22 protein-coding genes are annotated in these 19,538 nt (G+C 67.2%); 11 read left to right on the forward strand and 11 right to left on the reverse strand.

The window, feature by feature from the left end; genetic code table 11:
- Positions 1-323 precede the first annotated feature (323 nt).
- From OG302_RS18680 to OG302_RS18705, 6 genes are all read left to right on the forward strand, one after another.
- Positions 324-971 carry a hypothetical protein gene (locus tag OG302_RS18680; protein ID WP_371527818.1) on the forward strand — a complete coding sequence of 216 codons (648 nt, stop codon included), beginning with the start codon at positions 324-326 and terminating at the stop codon, positions 969-971.
- Positions 959-2,056, forward strand: coding sequence for a hypothetical protein (locus OG302_RS18685; RefSeq protein ID WP_371527819.1), 1,098 nt, complete (start codon positions 959-961; stop codon positions 2,054-2,056). Before OG302_RS18680 ends, OG302_RS18685 begins: the two co-directional genes overlap by 13 nt.
- 101 nt (positions 2,057-2,157) lie before the next feature.
- Positions 2,158-3,693 carry a putative T7SS-secreted protein gene (locus OG302_RS18690; RefSeq protein ID WP_371527820.1) on the forward strand — a complete coding sequence of 512 codons (1,536 nt, stop codon included), beginning with the start codon at positions 2,158-2,160 and terminating at the stop codon, positions 3,691-3,693.
- Positions 3,666-4,145, forward strand: a complete 480-nt coding sequence (locus tag OG302_RS18695; RefSeq protein ID WP_371527821.1) for a hypothetical protein — start codon at positions 3,666-3,668, stop codon at positions 4,143-4,145. The genes OG302_RS18690 and OG302_RS18695 overlap by 28 nt, the downstream gene beginning before the upstream one ends.
- Before the next feature lie 70 nt (positions 4,146-4,215).
- Positions 4,216-4,851: a hypothetical protein gene (locus tag OG302_RS18700; protein ID WP_371527822.1), complete on the forward strand. Its 636-nt coding sequence runs from the start codon at positions 4,216-4,218 to the stop codon at positions 4,849-4,851.
- A gap of 32 nt (positions 4,852-4,883) precedes the next feature.
- The gene (locus tag OG302_RS18705) at positions 4,884-5,228 is read left to right on the forward strand and encodes a hypothetical protein (RefSeq protein WP_371527823.1); all 345 of its coding nucleotides are present in this window, start codon (positions 4,884-4,886) and stop codon (positions 5,226-5,228) included.
- A 26-nt stretch (positions 5,229-5,254) separates the two neighbouring features.
- On the opposite strand, the gene OG302_RS18710 is transcribed toward OG302_RS18705, so the two are convergent.
- The 9 genes from OG302_RS18710 to OG302_RS18750 all read right to left on the reverse strand — a co-directional run bounded on the left by OG302_RS18710 (position 5,255) and on the right by OG302_RS18750 (position 11,962).
- Complete coding sequence (locus tag OG302_RS18710; protein ID WP_371527824.1) at positions 5,255-5,731, reverse strand: pilus assembly protein TadG-related protein; 477 nt, start codon at positions 5,729-5,731, stop codon at positions 5,255-5,257.
- On the reverse strand, positions 5,728-6,105 hold the full coding sequence (locus OG302_RS18715) for a TadE/TadG family type IV pilus assembly protein (protein WP_371750161.1): 378 nt from the start codon (positions 6,103-6,105) through the stop codon (positions 5,728-5,730). Before OG302_RS18715 ends, OG302_RS18710 begins: the two co-directional genes overlap by 4 nt.
- A 116-nt stretch (positions 6,106-6,221) precedes the next feature.
- The gene (locus tag OG302_RS18720; RefSeq protein ID WP_371527825.1) at positions 6,222-6,596 is read right to left on the reverse strand and encodes a TadE family protein; all 375 of its coding nucleotides are present in this window, start codon (positions 6,594-6,596) and stop codon (positions 6,222-6,224) included.
- Positions 6,597-6,700: 104 nt separating this feature from the next.
- Positions 6,701-6,952 (reverse strand): hypothetical protein, encoded by a 252-nt coding sequence (locus OG302_RS18725; RefSeq protein WP_361836948.1) that lies wholly within the window; start codon positions 6,950-6,952, stop codon positions 6,701-6,703.
- Between the two features lie 80 nt (positions 6,953-7,032).
- Complete coding sequence (locus OG302_RS18730) at positions 7,033-7,968, reverse strand: type II secretion system F family protein (RefSeq protein ID WP_371527826.1); 936 nt, start codon at positions 7,966-7,968, stop codon at positions 7,033-7,035.
- Positions 7,965-9,023: a type II secretion system F family protein gene (locus OG302_RS18735; RefSeq protein ID WP_371527827.1), complete on the reverse strand. Its 1,059-nt coding sequence runs from the start codon at positions 9,021-9,023 to the stop codon at positions 7,965-7,967. Before OG302_RS18735 ends, OG302_RS18730 begins: the two co-directional genes overlap by 4 nt.
- Before the next feature lie 7 nt (positions 9,024-9,030).
- Positions 9,031-10,341 carry a CpaF family protein gene (locus OG302_RS18740; protein ID WP_371527828.1) on the reverse strand — a complete coding sequence of 437 codons (1,311 nt, stop codon included), beginning with the start codon at positions 10,339-10,341 and terminating at the stop codon, positions 9,031-9,033.
- Positions 10,338-11,210 carry a hypothetical protein gene (locus OG302_RS18745; RefSeq protein ID WP_361836939.1) on the reverse strand — a complete coding sequence of 291 codons (873 nt, stop codon included), beginning with the start codon at positions 11,208-11,210 and terminating at the stop codon, positions 10,338-10,340. The genes OG302_RS18740 and OG302_RS18745 overlap by 4 nt, the downstream gene beginning before the upstream one ends.
- A gap of 17 nt (positions 11,211-11,227) precedes the next feature.
- Positions 11,228-11,962, reverse strand: coding sequence for an RcpC/CpaB family pilus assembly protein (locus tag OG302_RS18750; RefSeq protein ID WP_371527829.1), 735 nt, complete (start codon positions 11,960-11,962; stop codon positions 11,228-11,230).
- A 744-nt stretch (positions 11,963-12,706) separates the two neighbouring features.
- Between OG302_RS18750 and OG302_RS18755 the strand changes: the two genes are divergently transcribed.
- On the forward strand, positions 12,707-13,555 hold the full coding sequence (locus OG302_RS18755; RefSeq protein WP_371527830.1) for a trypsin-like serine protease: 849 nt from the start codon (positions 12,707-12,709) through the stop codon (positions 13,553-13,555).
- Between the two features lie 413 nt (positions 13,556-13,968).
- Here the strand turns inward: OG302_RS18755 and OG302_RS18760 are convergent, their stop codons facing one another.
- Complete coding sequence (locus tag OG302_RS18760) at positions 13,969-14,610, reverse strand: hypothetical protein (RefSeq protein ID WP_371527831.1); 642 nt, start codon at positions 14,608-14,610, stop codon at positions 13,969-13,971.
- Positions 14,611-14,924: 314 nt separating this feature from the next.
- Between OG302_RS18760 and OG302_RS18765 the strand changes: the two genes are divergently transcribed.
- Together OG302_RS18765 and OG302_RS18770 are read left to right on the forward strand one after the other, a co-directional pair.
- Positions 14,925-15,602: a hypothetical protein gene (locus tag OG302_RS18765; RefSeq protein WP_371527832.1), complete on the forward strand. Its 678-nt coding sequence runs from the start codon at positions 14,925-14,927 to the stop codon at positions 15,600-15,602.
- The gene (locus OG302_RS18770; RefSeq protein ID WP_371527833.1) at positions 15,602-16,636 is read left to right on the forward strand and encodes a hypothetical protein; all 1,035 of its coding nucleotides are present in this window, start codon (positions 15,602-15,604) and stop codon (positions 16,634-16,636) included. Before OG302_RS18765 ends, OG302_RS18770 begins: the two co-directional genes overlap by 1 nt.
- A 30-nt stretch (positions 16,637-16,666) precedes the next feature.
- Here the strand turns inward: OG302_RS18770 and OG302_RS18775 are convergent, their stop codons facing one another.
- Entirely contained in the window at positions 16,667-17,524 is an 858-nt protein-coding gene (locus OG302_RS18775; RefSeq protein WP_371527834.1) for a hypothetical protein, read from the reverse strand.
- 415 nt (positions 17,525-17,939) lie between these two features.
- On the opposite strand from OG302_RS18775, the gene OG302_RS18780 reads away from it, so the two are divergent.
- Together OG302_RS18780 and OG302_RS18785 are read left to right on the forward strand one after the other, a co-directional pair.
- Positions 17,940-18,269 carry a hypothetical protein gene (locus OG302_RS18780; RefSeq protein WP_371527835.1) on the forward strand — a complete coding sequence of 110 codons (330 nt, stop codon included), beginning with the start codon at positions 17,940-17,942 and terminating at the stop codon, positions 18,267-18,269.
- Position 18,270: 1 nt separating this feature from the next.
- Entirely contained in the window at positions 18,271-19,455 is a 1,185-nt protein-coding gene (locus OG302_RS18785) for an enoyl-CoA hydratase/isomerase family protein (RefSeq protein ID WP_371527836.1), read from the forward strand.
- Positions 19,456-19,538: the final 83 nt, after the last annotated feature.

Below are 19,538 nucleotides of genomic sequence, written 5' to 3' on the forward strand. Positions count from 1 at the left end.
ACGGTTCGCACCGTAAGACCAACTCTCCGCACGCGCCCGGGACGGAATCCCGCCCGCTCTCCCTCTCCCCGGTTACCGGCTGATTGCCCGCTATTTCCCGTTCGGGGAGGGCACTCCGCGCCACGCGTCACAGTTCCGGCACGGATTCGCTGCGCCCGCGTAGCACTTGACGACTGTTCGCTTCCGTCACCGCACGGAACACGAGAGCCTTCACAGGGCCCACCAGTACTGGTAACCCACGCCTGATAACTTCGTCCGGCTCCATTCTCTCCTGCACACATCTCGAACTCTGCCGAACTGCCGAACCCTGGGGGACTGCAATCGTGGCCCGTCGCACCATGCCCGCCCTGACCGCGCTGGTGACGAGCGCGACTCTGCTCCTGACTGCCTGTGGGGGTGGCGGGAGTGACTCCTCGGACGGGATCGAGGGGGCGGGGAAGGGCGGGGGCAAGCCGTCCGCCTCTCCGTCCAAGGACGACGGCAGCCCGGACCTCAGCGTGCCCAAGGACCTGAACCTGGTCTTCGACTTCAGCAAGCCGTCGGACCCCAAGCAGGCGGCGGCGGTCGACAACGCAGCCAACTACATCCGCGCCCTGAAACACGGCATCGCGCAGCAGGACGAGAACGACCCCGCCTACAAGTACTACTCGGCTGCACAAGCGGCCCAGTACGCGAAGACGCAGATCAAGACGTGGGTCAAGGGTGGCTGGGTGCCCACCGGAACGGACCGCTACTTCAAGCCCCAGGCGACCGAGCTGGGCGAGGGCAAAGCCGTTCTCGTCACGTTCTGCCGAAACCAGGCGAAGTCGTTCAGCAAGGACATCAAGGGCGGCAAGATCCATTACGGCAAGGAATCGCTCGACAGCTACCAGAAGTTCAGCGTGCTCATGAGCCCGCCGAAGAGCGACGCAAAGGTGTGGAAAGCGCAGACGATCGAGGTCCAGGGGAGGGTCAAGGAATGCCGCGGATGACCAGGAACCTTCGCGCACGGCAGTGGCTCGTGGCGGCCGGAGTGGCCGCCCTGACACTGGGATCCGCAGGAACAGCGCAGGCCGACGACATACCCGGCGGTACCACTCAGCCGCCCCCCGCCCCGGTGGAGGGCGGCGCGGACAACAATGGAAACCTGTCGGCCAAGACCTCCCAGATCAAAATTAAGTACGTGAGTGGCGGGGGCGGCGGGGGCAAGAAGGGCAACCTCGCACCCATCGACCCCAACTGGGAGCCCCCGGCCTGTTGGTACGAGCCGGCTTTCACTCCCGCACAACTCAAGGACTTCGCGGAGAACGACGGCGGCGGCGACGTCGGCATCCACCAGTCGTGGTTCGGCAACGGCCTCTGGACCGACCACTACCGGGACGGTAAGCCGGAGGACAACTTCGACCTCCACTCCCCCAAGAACAGCGTCGCCGAGGGCTACAAGGACTACAACGAGGGCAAGAAGGGATACTTCTGGCGCGGCGTCGCGCCCGACCCCTCCGACCCCAAGTCCTGGGACTGCGGCCGCATCATGTTCTGGGTGGACGCGGGCGAGATCCCGGACGACCCGAACGCCCCGACTCCGGAGATGCTCGCCGAGTACGCCTACGACAAGGTCAAGGTCCCCGACACCAAAGTGGAGTTGAAGCCCGAGGCCAAGTCGACGGTCAATCTGCCGACTTGGGCGTGGCTGGACAAGGGAACATTCAAGGACGTCAAGGTCCGCGCGGAACTCCCGAACACCCCGCTCTGGGCGGAGACAACGGCAAAGCCGAAGAGCCTCCACCTGGAACCGGGCACTGCCGACGCGGAAACTTTCCCCGCATCCGGCGAATGCGAGATCAACGAAGACGGCAGCATCGGCACGCCCTACACCAAGGGCAAGTCGAAGCAGGACCCGCCGTGCGGCATCAAATACCTCCGGGCCACGGACGGGAAGCCGTTCCAGCTCAAGGCCTCCATCACCTGGGAAATCTCCTGGGAGGGCACGGGCGGCGCAGGCGACACGATGCCCGACGGCACCTTCGAGACGACCCAGGACATGAACGTCCAGGAAATCCAGTCGATCAACCGCTGACCCAAGGCCGATAGCCTCGTCCGCACGTTCTAGCGCAAGCGTTTCCGGTGTTACGGGGGAAACACGTGTCACACCGTCCAGCCGACTGGCACATACTCGACTTGGACAAGGATCCGACTCCTGGCGATCCGGATCGCGTACGGAATCTCGCGAAGAACCTGCACGACTTCGCCGACGACGTGTCCAGAGTCCTGCGCGACATCAAGGGCATGGCCGGTGAGGACGCGATCCTCTCTTGGGCAGGGAAGACCGCGGACACCTTCACCGCGGAATTCGAGGACGCCCCCGGCAAGTTGAAGAAACTCAAGAAGAGCTACAACCTCGCGGGAGACGCCCTCGCCTCCTACTGGCCGGATCTCGAGGAAGCTCAGACCAAGGCGGACAAGGCCCTGCGCGACGGCCGTGCGGCCCGCGAGCAACTCTCCACCGCCCAAACCGCATTGACGGGCGCGAACGACTGGGTGAAGACGGCCACGAAGAAGGCCGACTCCTACGACGCGGACAAGAGTTCCGGCAAGAAGGTCCCGAAGCCGGACGAGACCGAGGTCCGCCAGGCCACGCGCAACGCGACCCGCGCCAAGGAGAAGCAAGAGTCCGCCCAAGGCGACGTCGACGCCGCCCAGAGTGCACTCGACGCGGCGAAGAAGCTCGCCAACCAGGCCAGGGGGATACGCGACGACGCCGCCCGTCGCACGGTGAAAAAGCTGGAGGAAGCCTCGGACGCGGGCATCCCCAACCGTCACTGGTGGGAGGAGGCTACCGACTGGGTCGCGGACCACTGGGACGAGATCGTCACCGTCTGCAAAATAATCGTGGCCGTTGTCGGCATCATCGTGATGATCGTCGGTGGGCCGCTCGGATGGCTGGTCTTCGCTGCGGCCCTGGTGGTGATGGCGGACACCATAAGAAAGGTCGCCAATGGCGAAGCAGGCTGGGGCGACCTCATATGGGCCGCCCTCGACTGCATACCCGCGACGAAGGGCATCACCAGCCTGGCCAAGCTCGGCAAGCTCTGGAAAGCAGGCGGGCTGAAAGCACTCGGCGCCGGAGCCATGAAAGGTATCGGCGGCGGCCTCAAGAACATCGCGAACAACGTCCGCGACCTCAAGAACATACGGTCTGTCGCTTTCGACTTCATGGGCAAGAGCAAGGACAGCAGAATTGCTCCGCCCACCAGGACCCCCGACGATTTCCTACCGTCAGGCATGCCCATTTACCACAAGGATGGCGTTACCGCCATTGGGTACGACTCGGCGACCTTGCGCAACTTCGATGTCTCGCAAAGACTACCGGGGCACCAGGACGTCATTATCCACGGCACCGTCGACGGGCAGATGATCGCCGGAGAGGTGAACCGAGTCGGCGCGGACGCTGGTGGGCATGCGGTTCACCCCAACCACGTACTCGACACCATCAACCGTATCCCTGGCTACAATGGTGAGCCCATCAGGATGTTGACATGCCATTCAGGCGTGGCCCAGCCTCACGTGATTCAAGATATGGCCAACCAACTGGGAGTTCCGGTGAAGGCGCCGACCAACGCGGTAGGAGTACCGAAGGAAGTATTCGGCGACGGACCGTTTGTTCCATTCATCAAGGACAACGGTTCATGGCTGACCTTCCTCCCCATGGCCTGAGAGCTGACTTCACGACCACCTTCCACACCCCACATTCCACACTCCAACGAGGAACAATGATTAAAGTCGCGGGATTCTTCGAAGAGTTGTCACCGGGCTGGGGGCTCCCGACGTCCGGCTCCATCAGGGAATTCACCAACTCGGCAGGAGTTCCCGACGAAGATCGCATCACCTCCTATCTGCGCAACAGCACAGGCATTTGGAGTGAGATGAGTGCGGGCCCGGATGTCCTGGATCCTGACGCGCCTCTCCTCTCCGGTATCGGCTCCCTCTATACCGATGGCGAGTGGCTGTGGCGCGAGGACCTCGCCTACTACGTCGAGACGTATCACATCACGTTGCCCGGTGAATTCGTCTCGCGCATCAGGTCCTTCACCTACAGCCCACCGGAAATCGAGACTGACAGGCTGCTCTCCATCATGACGGACGAGCTGCACATTCCCATGGCGTGATCTTCCACCAGCCAGCAGACATCCTCGCCGGTCCGGCGTCCTGCCTCACCTCAAGAAGAGAACGGTCACCATGAGCAGTCCGACTCCCCGCCCTCCAGCGCCGGTGGGCATCTCCCTCTCCGTGCCGGATTCCTGGTGGGAGTTCGACATCCGCCCCGAAGGCCGCGAAGCCACCATCCGTGCCCTCATCGACGAGCGGGTCCGGGAGATTCCTGACCTCGGCCCCCACCGTGCTGACTTGACGAACATCCTTCGCAAGATGGCGAAGGAAGCCCACGACTCCGGCGCCCTCTACATGGGCTGCATGGCCGAGAACTTCGACGGAATCCCGCTGACCGCAACCGTCACCGTCTCCGTCATCGGCGCCAAGAACAAGCAGGGCGTGGCCCTCTCGACCGACCCCAGGGTGATCTCCGAGAGTCTGCGTACCATCACGCCCCGCCGCGATGGCGACGCCTGGCGCACCGTGACCACCGTCGAGATCCCCGAAGTCGGCATGGCCGCCCGCACCGTCGGCGTCGAGGACGTACCCGTCGCCCAGGGCGACACCCGCACCCTGCGCATGGCGCTGACCCAGACGTATATACCCGTCCCCGGAACCACGGAACAGGTCATAATCGTCTCCGGAGCCAGCCCCGTCCTCGACCTGGCCGAGGCGTTCCACGACATCTTCGATGCGGTGACGGGCACGTTCCGCTTCGTATAGCGGCGGCCGAAGAGCACTGAGGGGGACACGGAATGGCAGGCAAGGGCAAGAGCGACCTCGCGCTCCCGCTCAGTGATCTGGAGGACTACGGAAGCCGGTTGCGGTCCGTCAAGGACCGCATGAACCGCACGAAGAAGACCTTCGAGTCCTACAAGGACGACATCGGCGACGGCGGGGTGTACGACGCGCTGGAGGACTTCGAGTCCAACTGGGAAGACGGCCGCGAGGACATCACCCAGCAGTTGGAGGCCCTCGCCGACATGTCCGACGCGGTCGTACGCGAGTTCAAGAAGCTGGACGACAAGCTCGCGAAGGACGTCTCGGAGGGCGTGAAGGAAAAGGGCGGCAAGGGAAAGAAGAAGGGCGAGGGCGACTAGCAGGGCCGAACAGGACACCGGCCCCGTCAGCCGACCGCGTTCTCCGCGATCGCGCGTCCCCGTACCGTCACGTCGCCGCCGTAGAACATCCCGGTGAACACCGGGCTGTAGGTCAGCTGGACCTCGACCTCGACCTGGTTCGCGTTCGCCGTCACGCAGTGCGTCGCCGCGACGTCCGCGCCGCGCATGCCCGTCGAGCGGGCGTACTCCTGGGCTCGGGCGCCGCAGTTCTCGTAGTTGATGGGTGCGCCCTTGGCACCTTCGTAGATGCCCTCGGTGTCGAGGTCCTGCGCGGCGTAGCGCGCGGCCTGTTCCGCGATGTCCGCGGCCCGCTCCCGCTTGGAGATGGACATGCCGCCGTCGATGACGAAGGCCGAGAGCGAGAGGAAGACGAGCGCGAAGATGATGACGGCGCCCGCGCCGGAGCCGCGGTCGTCGAGGCGTTCGCGGCGGGCGGCGGCCCAGGCACGTACACGAGGAGCGATGCTCACGCCGACGCTCATGCCGACCTCCGGTAGGGGTCGAGGGACGAGCTGAAGCTGGCCTTCAGCGTCGTCTGCATGTCGAGGCCGAGCAGGCCGAGACCCCGCACCTTGCAGCTCACTTCCACCGTGAAGAACGTGCCGGAGACGAAGCCGTTGCTCGTCTTCCTGACGTCGACCGGGCCGACGCAGACGTCCGTGAGGTTGGCCGCCGCTGCCGCCTTCGCCTCGCTCATCGCCGTGCCCTGGTCCTTCTGGATCGAACCGGCACGCGCCGCGTCACGCGCCGCGCCGTCGACGGCGCCCCGCCCGTCGACGAGCTGGCCGAAGGCCACCAGGACCAGGATGAAGAGGATCATCACGGGCGCGAGGATGACCACCTCGACGGTCGACAGCCCTCGATCCGAGCTGTGACCCGACCGGCAGCCTGCCCTGTGGCCCGACCCGCCGTCCGACCCGCGGCCCTCTGCGCGCAGCCCATGGAGGACAGCACGGACCCATGCGTTCCTCATCAGCCGTCCTCCTCCACGAACCGCTCCACCGGGCCCGCCGACCGCGCGTGGACCGTCATGTCGAGGCCGGGAAAGACCGTCGGCACCTTCGCGGTGATCTCCACGCCGACCGTGTTCGCCTTCGGCTCGAACGTCTTCACGTCCGGGTTGAGGACCAACTGGGGGCCGAGCTGCCGGATGTAGTCGTCGACCACGTCCCGCGCATCGCCCCGCCACCCCGCGTTCTCGTCGGCGGTGGCGCGGGCCTTGCGCGCGCCCGCCTGGGCCGCGGCCTGCGCGACATGATCCGCGAAGAAGTACAGCGCGAACTGCACCGTCGCGAAGATCATGAAGAAGAGGACCGGAGTGAGCAGCACGAACTCGATCGCGGTCATGCCGGATTCACCGCGGGTGGAGGCTGCCTCCACCCTGCGGCGTACCCATCGCTTCACGCACCCGCGCACTCGTCCCCGCCCTTCGCTCCCCGGTCAACGGCTGATCAGCAGGTGCCGTCTGCGTCAGCGCCCTCGATGCACTTCTTCACGTCCTCCGCGCCGCCCTTCAGCGCGCCGTTGATGACGGCGGCGACCACGCCGACGATCGCCACGACGACCGCCGAGATGATGACCCACTCGACCGCGGACGCACCGCGGTCGAGCTCGCCGGAGCGGGCACGCTGCACGCGGCCCTTCAGGAAGGTGACCAGGAAGTCCACAGCCGGGTTGCCGGTGCTGAAGTTCCGTCCGTTCATGGTGAGTTGTCCTCTCAGGAGTGGGGGGAAGGTTGTCGGGCCGCCCCCGTCGGCCGGCCCGTCCATCGCCGTAAAAGTCGCTAGACCTGGAACACGCGCATGGCCGCGGGGAAGATCAGGAAGACCAGGAAGCCCGCGCAGAGGAGGAGCTGGGCGACGAGCATCGACTGGGACTTCTCGCCCGCGCTGCCCTCGATCTCGGCCATCTCGCGGTGCCGCATCGTCTCCGCGCGGGAAGCGAGCGACTCGCGGACCTTCGCGCCGTCGTCCGCCACGAGGGCGAGCGACGCCGACAGGTCCTTGAGCTCTTCGATGCCCAGTTCCTCGCCGAGGGCGCCGAGTGCCTGCCACTGGCTGATGCCGGTGATGCGCGCATCGGCCAGGGCGCTCCGGATCCGCTTCGTCGCCCATCCGTCGGAGATCTCCGCCGCCGCCATCAGTGCCTCGGGGAGGCCGCGGCCACCCGCCAGGCTCATCGACACCAGGTCCAGGTAGGCGCCGATGACACGACGGAGGTCGCGCCGCTTGTCCGCGGCATCCCGACGCACCTCGAGGTCCGGCAGGAAGAAGAAGAGAACACCGAACGTCAGCGCCAGCCAGACCGGGATGATCGGACTGCTGCCGACACCCAGCGTCCAGATGACGGCGAAGATGAACGGCCCGAAGAAGACCCCGGTGGCCGCGAGCAGCGTCTTCGTCGCCAGGAACTTCTCCCAGCTGCGGTCGAGCACCGCCAGGTCGGCGCGCAGCGACCGCTGCTCCCAGCCCTGCTCGAGGTAGAACTCGGCGACCCGCGCGCCCACCCGGGCACGTGTCGAACCCAGCCGGCCGGGGTTCTTCTTGCCGTCACCGGCCGGAGCACGGTGCGACTCGTAGGCCGCCCCCCGCGCCCGCATCGCGTCGATCCGCGCGACCGTGGCGACCGCACTCCGCTTGGAAGGCATCAGGGCACGTACGAGGGCGTAGATGCCCAGGCCCATGATCGCGCCGATCACTATCGGCATCGTCAGGCTCATCGACGTACCCCTTCGGGATTCGCGTAGCCGGTCTGGCCGGGCTGGCCCTGCGGCCCGGGCTGGCCGGCCTGCCCGTACGGACCGGACGGGCCCGTCAGGGGCGCCTGCTCACCGGCACCGGGGACGGAAGCCGTTCCCGGACCCCGCGGCCGCACGAACTGCACGCCGGGCTCGTCCCGGACCAGGAAGCGGTCCGGCGTCTCCACGGTGGAGAGCTTGCGCAGCCACCAGAAGCCGAGCGCGAACAGGCCGCAGACACAGGCGAGTACGAGCTGGCCGACCGCCGTGCCGTACGGCTCGACGAAGTCACGGTTGAAGATCGAGAGGCCGAGGACGAAGGCGATCGACACCGCGACCACGATCTGCACCGAGCGTCGCGTCGACGCCCGCTGCGACATCACGCGCTGGCGCATGTCGACCTCTTCGCGCGCCGACTTGGCGAGCGCGCCGAGCACCTGTCGCAGACCGGGGCCGCGCAGCTTCGCGTTCAGGATCAGCGCCGCCACGATGATGTCCGCGGACGCGTCGTCGATCTCGTCGGCCAGTATCTGCAGGGCCTCGGGAAGCGGCGTACGCGCACGCAGCCGGTCCACCAGGGCGTCCAGGTGGGGGCGGAGCACCGGGGCAGCCGCCCGCGCCGAAGCGGGGATCGCCTGCTCCAGGCCGACCGCGCCCGCGATGGTGTCGCGCAGGGACTCCGTCCAGGCGGCGAGGGCCTCGACGCGCTTCATCTGCGAGCGCTCCTCGGCCGCTCCGCCGAACAGCTTGTCCCAGAAGAAGACGAGGATGCCGGACGCGATGCCCGCCACCGCCCAGCGCGTGAGCAGCAGGACGACCAGTCCCACGCCGATCGCGAGCGAGCCGCGCTGCCCCGCGAACCGGATGAGTTCGCTCATCCGCTCGCTGGCCTTCTGCTTCTCGTGCTCGGGTTTCACCGGCAGACCGCGCAGCGCGATCGCGAGGACCGCGAGGCCACCGCCGACCGCGATGCCGCAGCCCAGTGCGTACAGGACGGGCAGCGAGAAGAGGCCGCCCATCGAGCCGAGTGAGTTCATGTCGTGCTCACCCCCATTGCCCGGCGGGGCGGTATCCGAATTGGGCCAGGTCGTCCAGGCAGGCGATCGGCGCGTGCGCGACGACCTGCCCGTTCGAGGCCTCCGCGAAGACCTCGCTGGACAGGACACGGCCGTCGACGCCGTTGACCTCGCGGACCGAGGTCACCATGCGCTGGAGCTTGCCGCCGGTCTGGTAGTTGTTGCGCCGCTGGATGAAGACGACGAAGTTGACGGCTCCGGCCACGAGCATCTGGCTGGCCTCGATGGGCAGTCGCTCGGCGGCCTGGAGGGCGTACGTCGAGATGCGGTTGAAGACCTCACTCGAGCTGTTGGCGTGGATCGTGGAGAGCGAACCGTCGTTGCCCTGGGACATCGCGTTCAGCATCGTCACGATCTCGTCGCCGAGGACCTCACCGACGATGACGCGCGAGGGGTTCATGCGCAGCGACCGGCGCACGAGCTCCGCCATCGAGATCATGCCCTGGCCCTCGGAGTTGGGCAGGCGCTCCTCGAAGGCGACGACGTTCGGGTGCAGGTCGGCGAACTGGTCGAGGCCGAGCTCCAGGGCCCGCTCGACGGTCACCAGACGCTCCTGCGGCGGGATCTCGTTGGCGAGGGCGCGAAGGAGGGTCGTCTTTCCGGCGTTCGTCGCGCCCGCGATCATGATGTTCTTGCGGGCCCGCACCGCGCACGCCAGGAAGTGCGCGACCTCGGGGGTCACCGTGCCGTTGCCCACCAGGTCCGACATGAAGACCTTGCCCATGCGGGCACGTCGGATGGAGAGCGCGGGGCGCCGCGTGACGTCCATGACGGCCGACAGACGCGAGCCGTCGGGGAGCCGGAGGTCGAGCTGCGGGTTGGCGGAGTCGAAGGGGCGCGAGGAGAGACCGGAGTACGCACCCAGGATCTGGATGAGCTCGACGAGTTCCTCGTCGGTCTCGGCGACCGGATCGGCCTTGGCCTCACGCCCGTCGGCGTATCCGACGAAGACCTGGTCGCACCCGTTGATGTCGATGTTCTCGACGTCCGGGTCGTCGAGCAGCGGCTGGAGCCGTCCGACGCCGAAGAGCGCCGCGTGCACGGCGGCCGCGTACTTCTCCTCGGTCTCGGCGTCCAGCGGGGTCCGCCCGGCGTTGATCTCTATCCGGGCGTACTCCTCCAGGATCTGGGCGATGACGGCGCGGGCGTACTGCCGCTCGTCCTCGCCCGACATGGGGGTGACGCCGGAGACCTGGTCCAGGCGGCGCTGCTCGGCGATGCGGTCACCGGCGTCCTGCCGGAACCGCTTCACGAGCTGGTGATCGACGGGAACACTCATCGGCCGGCCCCGTGCGTGCCCGCGTTCCCGTGGGTGCCGGCGGTCCCGTGCATGCCCGCGTTCGGGTTGGCCCAGGCGGCGCCGTACTGCTGGTAGAGGTCGACGGTCACCTTGCGGGCCGAGCGGATGAGCATGGACTTGTCGAGGCGCCCGCGCTTGCGGCCCGCCAACTGCTCCGCGCCCGCGGGGTCTTCGGCGAGGGTGCCGACGACGCGGGCACCGGTCTGCGCGGCCACCAGCATGTCGTTGACCTGGTGGACGAGCTTGGCGGAAGTCGAGGGGTCGGCGATCAGGAGTACGCCGATGAGCGGGGTCGCGAGCGACGCGGCTCCACGCGATCCGCCGTGCAGCTTGGCGGCCAGGGCGGCGGCACGGTCACGCACGCGCGCGATGGCCTCGGGCTCGGTCCGCGAGACGAGCAGCACGAGGGCGGCCTGCGGGAAGAGCTCGACGGCAGGGGTGTCCCCACTGATGCGACCGCAGTCGGCGATCACATCCGCGGGCGCGTGCGGGGAGTCGGCGAGCTGCGAGAAGGCACGCCCGAGGGTCGGCCAGAGGCCCGCGAGCCCGGCGGCCTGCTCGGCGACGCCGAGCCCGACGAGCACCTCAAGGCCTCCACTCAACGGCTGGGTGTGGTCCCAGAGTTGGTCGGGCACGAGGCCGCGGCGGGCGGTGGCCGCGATGCTGAGCATCCCGGTGTTGGGGTTGAGCGGTCCGCCGTGCGCGGCGGCACTGCGGTAGACCAGGTCGCCGCCCGCGGGGTCGGTCTCCGCGACGAGCACGCGCCGCGGCCAGACGGCTGCGAGCGCGACGGCCGCGGTGGTGACTCCGGGGGACCCCTTGTCGGCAGCGAGAGCAATGAGCGCCATGTCTCTTCTACTCGCCTCTAGTTGCCGTTGGGTGACACTTGGACGAGCGAGACGGCACCGGCGGACGCGGCCCTGGTGACGGCGGCGGCGTCGGCGGTGTCCACCAGGAGCGTGATGCCGAGGGAACCGGTGCTCACGGTGGCGTCGCTCTTGTCCGCGACGGAGCTGACCTTGGCGCCCGAGACGATCGGCGAGTCACTCGCGCTCGATCCGGCGGAGCCGCCGGTCTCCTTGTCGCGGCTGCTGGAGGAGGCCGAGTCGCCGACCTGGTAGACGTCCACGCTGTCGCCGGACTTCAGGCCGTCCGCGGGGTACTGCCCCTCCTTGAGGGAGACGCCCACGGCCGACTTGCCCGCGGGGAGCCCGCCCTTGCCGGAGAACATCTCGCCGACGGCGACGGCACCCTTGGGGATGGTGTTGGTGGCCTTGAGCTTCCTCAGCTCGGCGAGCTGCGACCACTTCACGTAGTTGATGCTCGCGTCGTCGGCGACCATGACGGAGGTGACGTTGTCGTCGGTCACCGACTCACCCGCCGCGATCTCCGCCGTCACCTTCACGACCTCCACGCGCTCTCCGGCGCGCAGCACGAGAACGGTGGCGCCGAGTGCGCCGACGAGGATGAGCAGAACGGCCAGGGCGGCAAGTGCCGGTTTGCGCTCGCGAGGCGGCGCGGGAAGGCGCTCACCGACCGCTGGCTGAACCGGCGCGGCGGAACGGCTGTTGCCCGCCCCCGTACGCTCTTGGATCTTCACGCAACTGCTCCCCGCACGCCCAAGAAGATTCGGTCATTTTCAGACACTCGCGACTCTCTTCGCCCGCCTCGGGCGGGCTATTCAGCCCCAGGCACAGTGTCAAGTCATCGCACCGTATCAGCAGCACATAAGCCCCTCAAGGCGCGTTAAGACTGCTGCGGCCCGCACCCCTCATCGTTATCCACGCGCAATCCGTACTCCATGGTTCCCACGCATTCCCGCAGGGCAGGGAGGGACAGGGATGTGCATACGCGAATAACCAACGTTTGCGCAACGGGCTCCGCACGGTGCGGTGATGAGGAACACCAGCCGCCCGGTTGTCCGATGGGCGACTGATCCATCAACCGCACGGATGACGCGGGGAGGGGCGGGAGTGGTTCCCGGAGTTTCGGGTTGGGTGGACTTCGGCCATTTGTGGGGGTGGCGTGGGGCGGGGCGGGGGCCACCCGGGGTGCCAACCCAGGGGCCAACCCTCCCCGCTCAATGAACCCGCACCCGCGCTCCCCCGTCTCACAGTCCGGCACGCACGCCCGAGACCTGCGGCAACGGTGAGTCAAGTGCGCGCCGCACCAAGAGATCCTGCTCTGATCTGCCCCGATCCGACCCGATCTGATCTGGTTGTATCTGGTCTGATCTGCTCGACACGGAAGTGAATTTCAACCCCCCATGAGACTTTCCTTTCACTCAACTCACTCAAGTCACTCAAGTCGCCCAAGCAAGACCGACCGCGGCGCGAAGCGTCGGATGAAGTCCGCGGCCACGGCCTTGGCCACGGCGGGCGCGTCCCTGACGCTGGTCGCCACGGCGACGCCGGCGCACGCGATCATCGGCGGCACCGAAGTCCCCACCGACGCGTACCCGTTCATGGCGGCCCTGATGGACAAGGGCGCCGGCAGCCCGCTGGACCGCCAGTTCTGCGGCGGCAGCCTGGTCACCGCGGACACCGTCATGACGGCGGCGCACTGTTTGGTGGACGACGCGGGCAAGCCCACCAAGCCGAAGAAGCTCCAGGTGGCGGTGGGCCGCACGGTCCTTTCCGCCTCCGGCCAGGGCCAGCTGCGCAACGTGGCGAAGGGCGGCGTGGTCGTGCACCCGCGCTACCTCAAGGGCCAGGAGGCGTACGACGTGGCGTTCGTCCAACTCAGCAAGCCGGTCAGGGGAATCAGCCCGATCGCGCTCCCCACCCAGGGTACGGACGCCCTGATCCGCCCCGGCCAGAAGGCCACGGTCGCGGGCTGGGGAAACACGGACGCGGAACTCCCCAACACCCCGGACCGCCTCCGCAAGGTAAAGGTCCCCATCCTCTCCCACGCGGAATGCAGGACGAGCTACGCCGAGTACGACTCAAAGGTCAACTTCTGCGCGGGAGTCGAGTCCAAGGACTCCTGCCAGGGCGACAGCGGCGGCCCCATCTTCCGCAACGTCCCCGGCCGCAGGGCCCCGATCCAGATAGGCGTCGTCTCGTACGGCGACGGCTGCGGGGCACAGGGCGCACCGGGCGTCTACACGTCGGTGAGTTCGTCGAAGCTGTGGAAGACGCTGGATGAGTCGGCGGCAGGCAAGAAGGTAAAGCGGGCGATGAACCGCCGCTGATCTGCCGCGCTGCTGGGCTGTGCGGTCGGGAGAGCCGGGATCATCCTCCGGGCCAGGGCTCTCCCGCCGTTCCGCCCCGCAAGTACCCGTGCTCAGGCGCGGAGTTACCAGCTACGTCCGAATCACGGGAAGTTGGTTCCCCCGGCGAGTGCTTCGTGCAGCGCGGCGCTCTCCCCATCAGGCAGGTGGTCGGCTCGCAGTCGGGCGGAGCACCCTGCGCGGCCAATGCTTCGACGACCATGTCCACGGCTTCAGGTGGGGCGTCCACGTCACCCAGCGCCGGGAGGAGGAGCAGGCGGATGTGCGGGTCGCTGCATCCGGCGGCGTCCGATGCCGGGGCCGGGAGCAAGGCCGCCAGCTCCGGCCAGCAGCCGTGCCATCACCATGTTGGGCAGCAACTTCTTCTACGACGGCTATTCCGCGAAGCGGAATGTTGACGTCACTGCGTCGAAGATGTCGAAGAAGGAGTCGGCCAGGTCCAGGACCTGGCTGCTTCCCGCCACCAGCGCGACCTTGCCCTCCTGGCCCGGTACCGGGATGAACGTCTGCATCAGTACGACGCGGATCGTGCGGTCGTCGCCGGGGACCGAGATGTCCTCGATGCCGTACGTGCGCGCCGCCATCCCCACTCCCGGGATGTCGACCGTCTTCACCTTGCGGTACGTGTCGCCCTCGCGCTTGGCCTCTCGTACGCCGAGCTGGGCCACGATCGCTGCGGGGTCGGTCGGCAGCACGTCGCCGTTCGACGTGCGGGCGCCGACCAGGGAGACCGTGACCGAGCCGGTGATCGGCGTGTCGCCGCCGAAGCTCTCCGCCATGCAGCCGCAGTAGAGGGCGCCGGACTGCCAGGCCTCCTTGGACGCCTTGCGCAGGAAGGCCTCGAAGGTGTTGCGGTGCGGCTCCAGCTCGGGGCGCTCGCGTACGCGGTCGTTGATCATCTGCCGGATGCCGGCGTCGCGCGACTCCGGGCGGACGTCGAACTCCCACCAGGTCTCCGGCACCTTGATGCTGAAACCGCCGCGGGCGATGGTCTGCGCTTCGGTGTAGCGGGCCATGCTGTTGTCCCCGTCCCCTTTGTCGACTCTGGCTGTCAGCGTACGAGGCGATGCCGCTGTCCTGTACTCGGGCGGCTCGGTTGCGGGAAAGTCCCACCTGCAGTGGCTGCTCGCCATACATCGGCGGGACTTCTCTGCAATCCGCCCCAGCCTTATGGACGGACATTCGTCCGCGTGCGCCCGAACTGAGGGCTATGTACGGTCTCGGCCTCACGAGACATTCACTACTCGGCAAAGCGAAGCCTGGCGAAGGCATTGACCACTTCAGTACCTTCAGATGGCTTGTAGAACTGTCGCCCCACCGGGAGTCACACGTGAACCGCAGTCGCCACCTGCCCGTAGCCGCCGCCTCGCTGGCGGCTGCCGCTGCCCTGCTGCTGAGTGGATGCGGGGGTGGGGACGACAAGGACTCCGGCAAGGACAAGATCGCGGGGGCGGATGAGGGGGGCAAGAAGAGTGCTTCGCCGGGCGGGAAGAAGAGTGATGCGCCCGTCGCCGACCGCCCCGAGATGAAGTTTCCCTCAAGCGTGCAGCTCGTCTTCGACAAGCCGAATGTGTCGGACCCGAACCAGACCGCAGCGGCGAACGACGCCGAGAACTTCGTGAAGTCGATTCGCTACGGAATCGTGAAGCAGGACACGGAAGACGCCGCTTACAAGTTCTACTCGGAGTATCAGAGCCCGGCGTTCAAGTACGCCAAGGACCAGATCAAGCAGCGCGTCGACAAGGGCTTCACGATTTCCGGAGAGATGCGCTTCACCGACATCAAGGTCGAACCGGTGAAGAGCGAGAAGTCAGCCGTTGTCACCTTCTGCAGCGACAGCAGCAAGCTGTACAGCAAGGAAGTGAAGACGAAGAAGGTGCACCACACCGAGGCGAGCCTCAGCGACTTCGACTCCTGGCAGGTCCTCATGACCGCATCCGACAGCAACAAGGGGTTGTGGCGGGCCAAGCAGGTCGAGGTGGCGACCGAGGCGAAGGAGTGCAGGTGATGGTGAGGGCGGGGCGCAGAGCGCCACTCATATTGGCCGGCGTCGGCTTCTCGCTGATATTCGTCGCGGCGGGCCCCGCAGGCCCGGCACTGGCCGGTGAGGACGGACCGACCAACGGCACCACTTCGGCCGAGAAGAAGGGCAACACCGTCGCCGCCGTAGCCAAGATCTCCTACACCTCCTCCGGCAACAACAAGGGCGGCGGCCGTGTCGCGTCCGTCGACACCAACTGGACGCCGCCCGCCTGCTGGTACGCGCCGGAGTGGAAGGCCACCGAGTTCCAGGAGTACCGGCAGCGGCTCTACTTCGGTGCGCGACACGACCCTGACGCGCCGCGCGATGTTCTCGGTGACATGTCCGACCAGAACCAGGCGTACGCCAAGGACGGCTACAACATCGACAAGGAGAAGGACGGCATGTGGTGGGGGGCCCAGCAGAACCCCAACGCCTCCATGGCCGACCAGTTCAAGTGCGACAGGGAGCCGTTCTGGGTCGAGAACGGCGAGACCCCGGACGTCCCGCAGGCCATCGATCCGGAGACCCTCGCAGGTCTCGCGTACGAGCAGATCGAGGTCCCCGGCACCAAGGTCAGCCTCGCCCCCGACGGGCCGTCCAAGGTCAATCTCCCCACCTGGGCCTGGCTGGACAAGGGTGACTTCCAGCCCGTGTCCGTCACCGCCTCGCTCAACGCTCCCGGGCTGCACATCGAGGCGACGACCACCGCGAAGCCCACCGCGCTCAGCATCAAGCCGGGCACCGAGGACGCCGTGCGGATCCCCGCCTCCGGCAAGTGCGAGCTGAACGAAGACGGTTCGATCGGGGAGCCGTACGCCAAGGGCAAGTCGAAGCAGACGCCGCCCTGTGGCGTCACCTACCGGCGCTCGTCGGGCGACGGCACCTTCAACCTCCAGGCCACCGCCACCTGGGAGATCACCTGGACCGGCACCGGCGGCGCGGGCGGTGACCTCCCCGACGGCGAGTACGGGAACGATCAGCCGGTCAGTGTCGAGGAGATCCAGTCCATCAACCGGTGAGGACAATGAGGACAGGGTGACTTGGGCTGACTAGTCCCTCAGACGAGCCGCGGCGAAGTCGAGCAGTTCCTCAAGCTCGATCTCCCGCGGCTCGACCGCCTCCTGGGCCCCTGGAGTCGCAGGTGGTGCCTCCGGAGCCGGAGGGGCCTCCGGAGTCGCAGGGTCCTCCGCCGTTCCCCACTCCGCGAGCAGCCACGGGCCGTCGTGCCACTCCACCCGCCACACCGCCCCGTGCCGGTTCTCGAACTCCACGAAGCTGCCGGGGGCGTTCTCCAGGAGGCGGAGTTCGTGCGCGAGGATCTGCTCCTTGGTGAAGCCGCGCCCCGGATTGTCGCTCCATGAGCGCGTGCGGGTGTTGGCGTACCGCATCTTCAGGAAAGGCTGCGGGACCCTGCGGTCGAACTCGTGCAGCCGCAGCATGCGGTAGCGGGTGATCGCCTCGTCGAGGGTCTCGCGTCCGGAGAACTCATGGGAGTACGCCGGGAAGACGAGGCGTACGTGCGGGGTGAGGGCGGGATTGTCGACGCTGTAGAAGTCGTGGACCTCGGGGGCTATGCCGACCACCACGTCGAAGGTCCGGGCCTCCCCCTCGGTCGTACGCGGCGGGGTGAAGCCGTCCGCCGTGCCGAGGTGTGGGTTGCGGTTGAAGATGTCCTGCTCGCGCCGTCTTGCGAACTCCAGTGTTGCTGTTGCCAGTTGTTCGTCAAAGTCGTCGCGGCCGCTCAGTTGCAGCAGGCGGCTGCCGTCGGCGGAGAGCGCGCCCGTGAAGTTCAGGGTGCGGACCGGGGACCAGTACCAGGCGTCGGGCAGGCCGGGGAGCGGGGCCACGTTCTTGAAGCCGTTCACTGTTGCCCGGATGTCCATGTCGGTGTCCTCGTCAGCGGTCATGTCTCTGCCCCTACTCCTGCCCCGGCCGCGCCTGTGCGCCCCGCCCCCATGCTCCAGCATCCCCGCCGCCCAACTTCCCCCGCCCCAGCGCCTGTCCAGTACAGGAGGTCGCGGCAATAGCAGACATACAGCCCCGCAAATTCAGAAGTAAATGAAAGCAAAGAGGTAGGCAAAGGGGGCGGAAAAAGTGCTGGTGGTCGCCTGAATCGCGCTGACGTCGCGAGATCTAGCCTTCACCACCCCTTCACATTCGACTCCCTTTCACCCACTCCCGCCGCCCCGTTCGCCCTAGCAAGGCCTCCACCCAACGAATAGCGTCAAAGCGCTTGGCGATACTCTCGCCACACGGGCCTCAAGTGTGGACTGCCGCCGGGCTCAGGTACATCGACCACCCAGAGGGACCCGGGGACACCACGTGAGCGACCTACGTCTCGACGACACGATCTTCGAAGACCTGCGGAAGACGTTCTCCACCGTCAGTGACCGCATGGATGCCGCGCGCCGCACGCTCCGCGGGGCGGATGGCTCGGTCGTCGGTGCGGGCAAGCTCGTCGAGGACGTGCACGAGTTCGCCGACGAGTGGGGTTACGGCGTCAAGCAGCTCGGCAAGCACACGCACGGCGCCGTCAAGATGATCAACAAGATCGGTGAGAAATTCGGGGAGCTGGACCAGCAGCTGGCCGAGTCGCTCAAGTCGGCGGACGCGGACTCGAAGAAGGCGGACTCGAAGAAGAAGGGCAAGTGACGTGGGGAAGCGGCCTGCCCTCGCGCACATCGGCTGGGACCCCACCCCCGGGGACGTGACCGACACCCGTGAGCTCGCGAAGAAGCTGGGCGGTCTGGCCTCGGAACTCGGCGCTGCAGTAAGGGACTTGGAGCGGATCGAGTGCGGAGCGTGGAAGGGCAAGACCGCTCTCGCCTTCACCGAGTACATAGGGCAGGACGTCACGCCCCTCGTACGGAAGAGTCACGAGTCGTTCGACAAGGCCTCGCGGGCGCTGCACAGGTGGGCGGGTGAGCTGCAGGACTTCCAGGACGAGGCGGACCGGCTCAACAAGTCCGCCGGGCAGAAGCTGGATGCCCGGGCGGAGGCCAAGCCCAACAGTGAGGAATCCGGCAAGGCGTCGGGGGACGTCGACGGGGTCATCCAGCAGGTGCACGATCTGGAGGATCGCTACAGCCGCGCCGCCGCGGCCATCAGCAAGGAGCTGGACAAGGCGGGCGACATCGCGCCGGACGAGCCCGGCTTCTGGGACAAGCTCACCAAGGGGGTCGCTGACGCGTGGGACGCCACGGGCCAGTGGATCAAGGACCACGCCGACATGATCAAGGAGATCGGCGACGTACTGAGCCTGATCAGCAGTGCCTTGGGCGTGCTGGCCATCATCACGGCTCCCTTCGAGCCGATCGGGGCGATATTCGCGGCCGCGGCCATGGTGACCAGTGGCGCGGCACTGCTCACTCATCTGGCCGCCAAAGCGGCCGGCGCCGACGTCAGTTGGGTCTCGATCACGTTCGACGCATTCGGTGTCCTCCCCGGCGTCAAGGGCCTGACGGGAAGCGCGGCTCTCGCCAAGGGCACAAGCGCCGCCGCCCGCGCCACCAAGCTGGGCTCGGGCTATCGGGCGGTGACGAGCGTCGGCAAGTCGTTCAAGCTCTTCGGACCGTTGAAGGCCACCCCCATGGTGAAGCTCGGTGAAGGGGGCAGCCGCCTGAAGCTGGCCGCGGAAAGCGGGCTGCAGAACTTCCGCGGCGGGCAGCTGATCGGCACCAAGTCGATCAACAGCATCGGGTCCAAGCTCCCCTTCCTCAAGAGCGACGAGTTGATAGCGCCCATGAGCAACGCCGGGCGTGCCCTGGACAGCGCCATCAAGACCGGTCTCACCGGTTACAAGGCCCACACCATCGCTCACACCGACTACGGGAATTAAGGGCAGACCGCATGTACGACGCCGGAAACACAGGCACGGAACACCCCGATTCCCCGGGCGTACAAGCAGCGGGCGTACAAGCA

This window comes from Streptomyces sp. NBC_01283 (genome assembly GCF_041435335.1).
Lineage (GTDB): Bacteria > Actinomycetota > Actinomycetes > Streptomycetales > Streptomycetaceae > Streptomyces.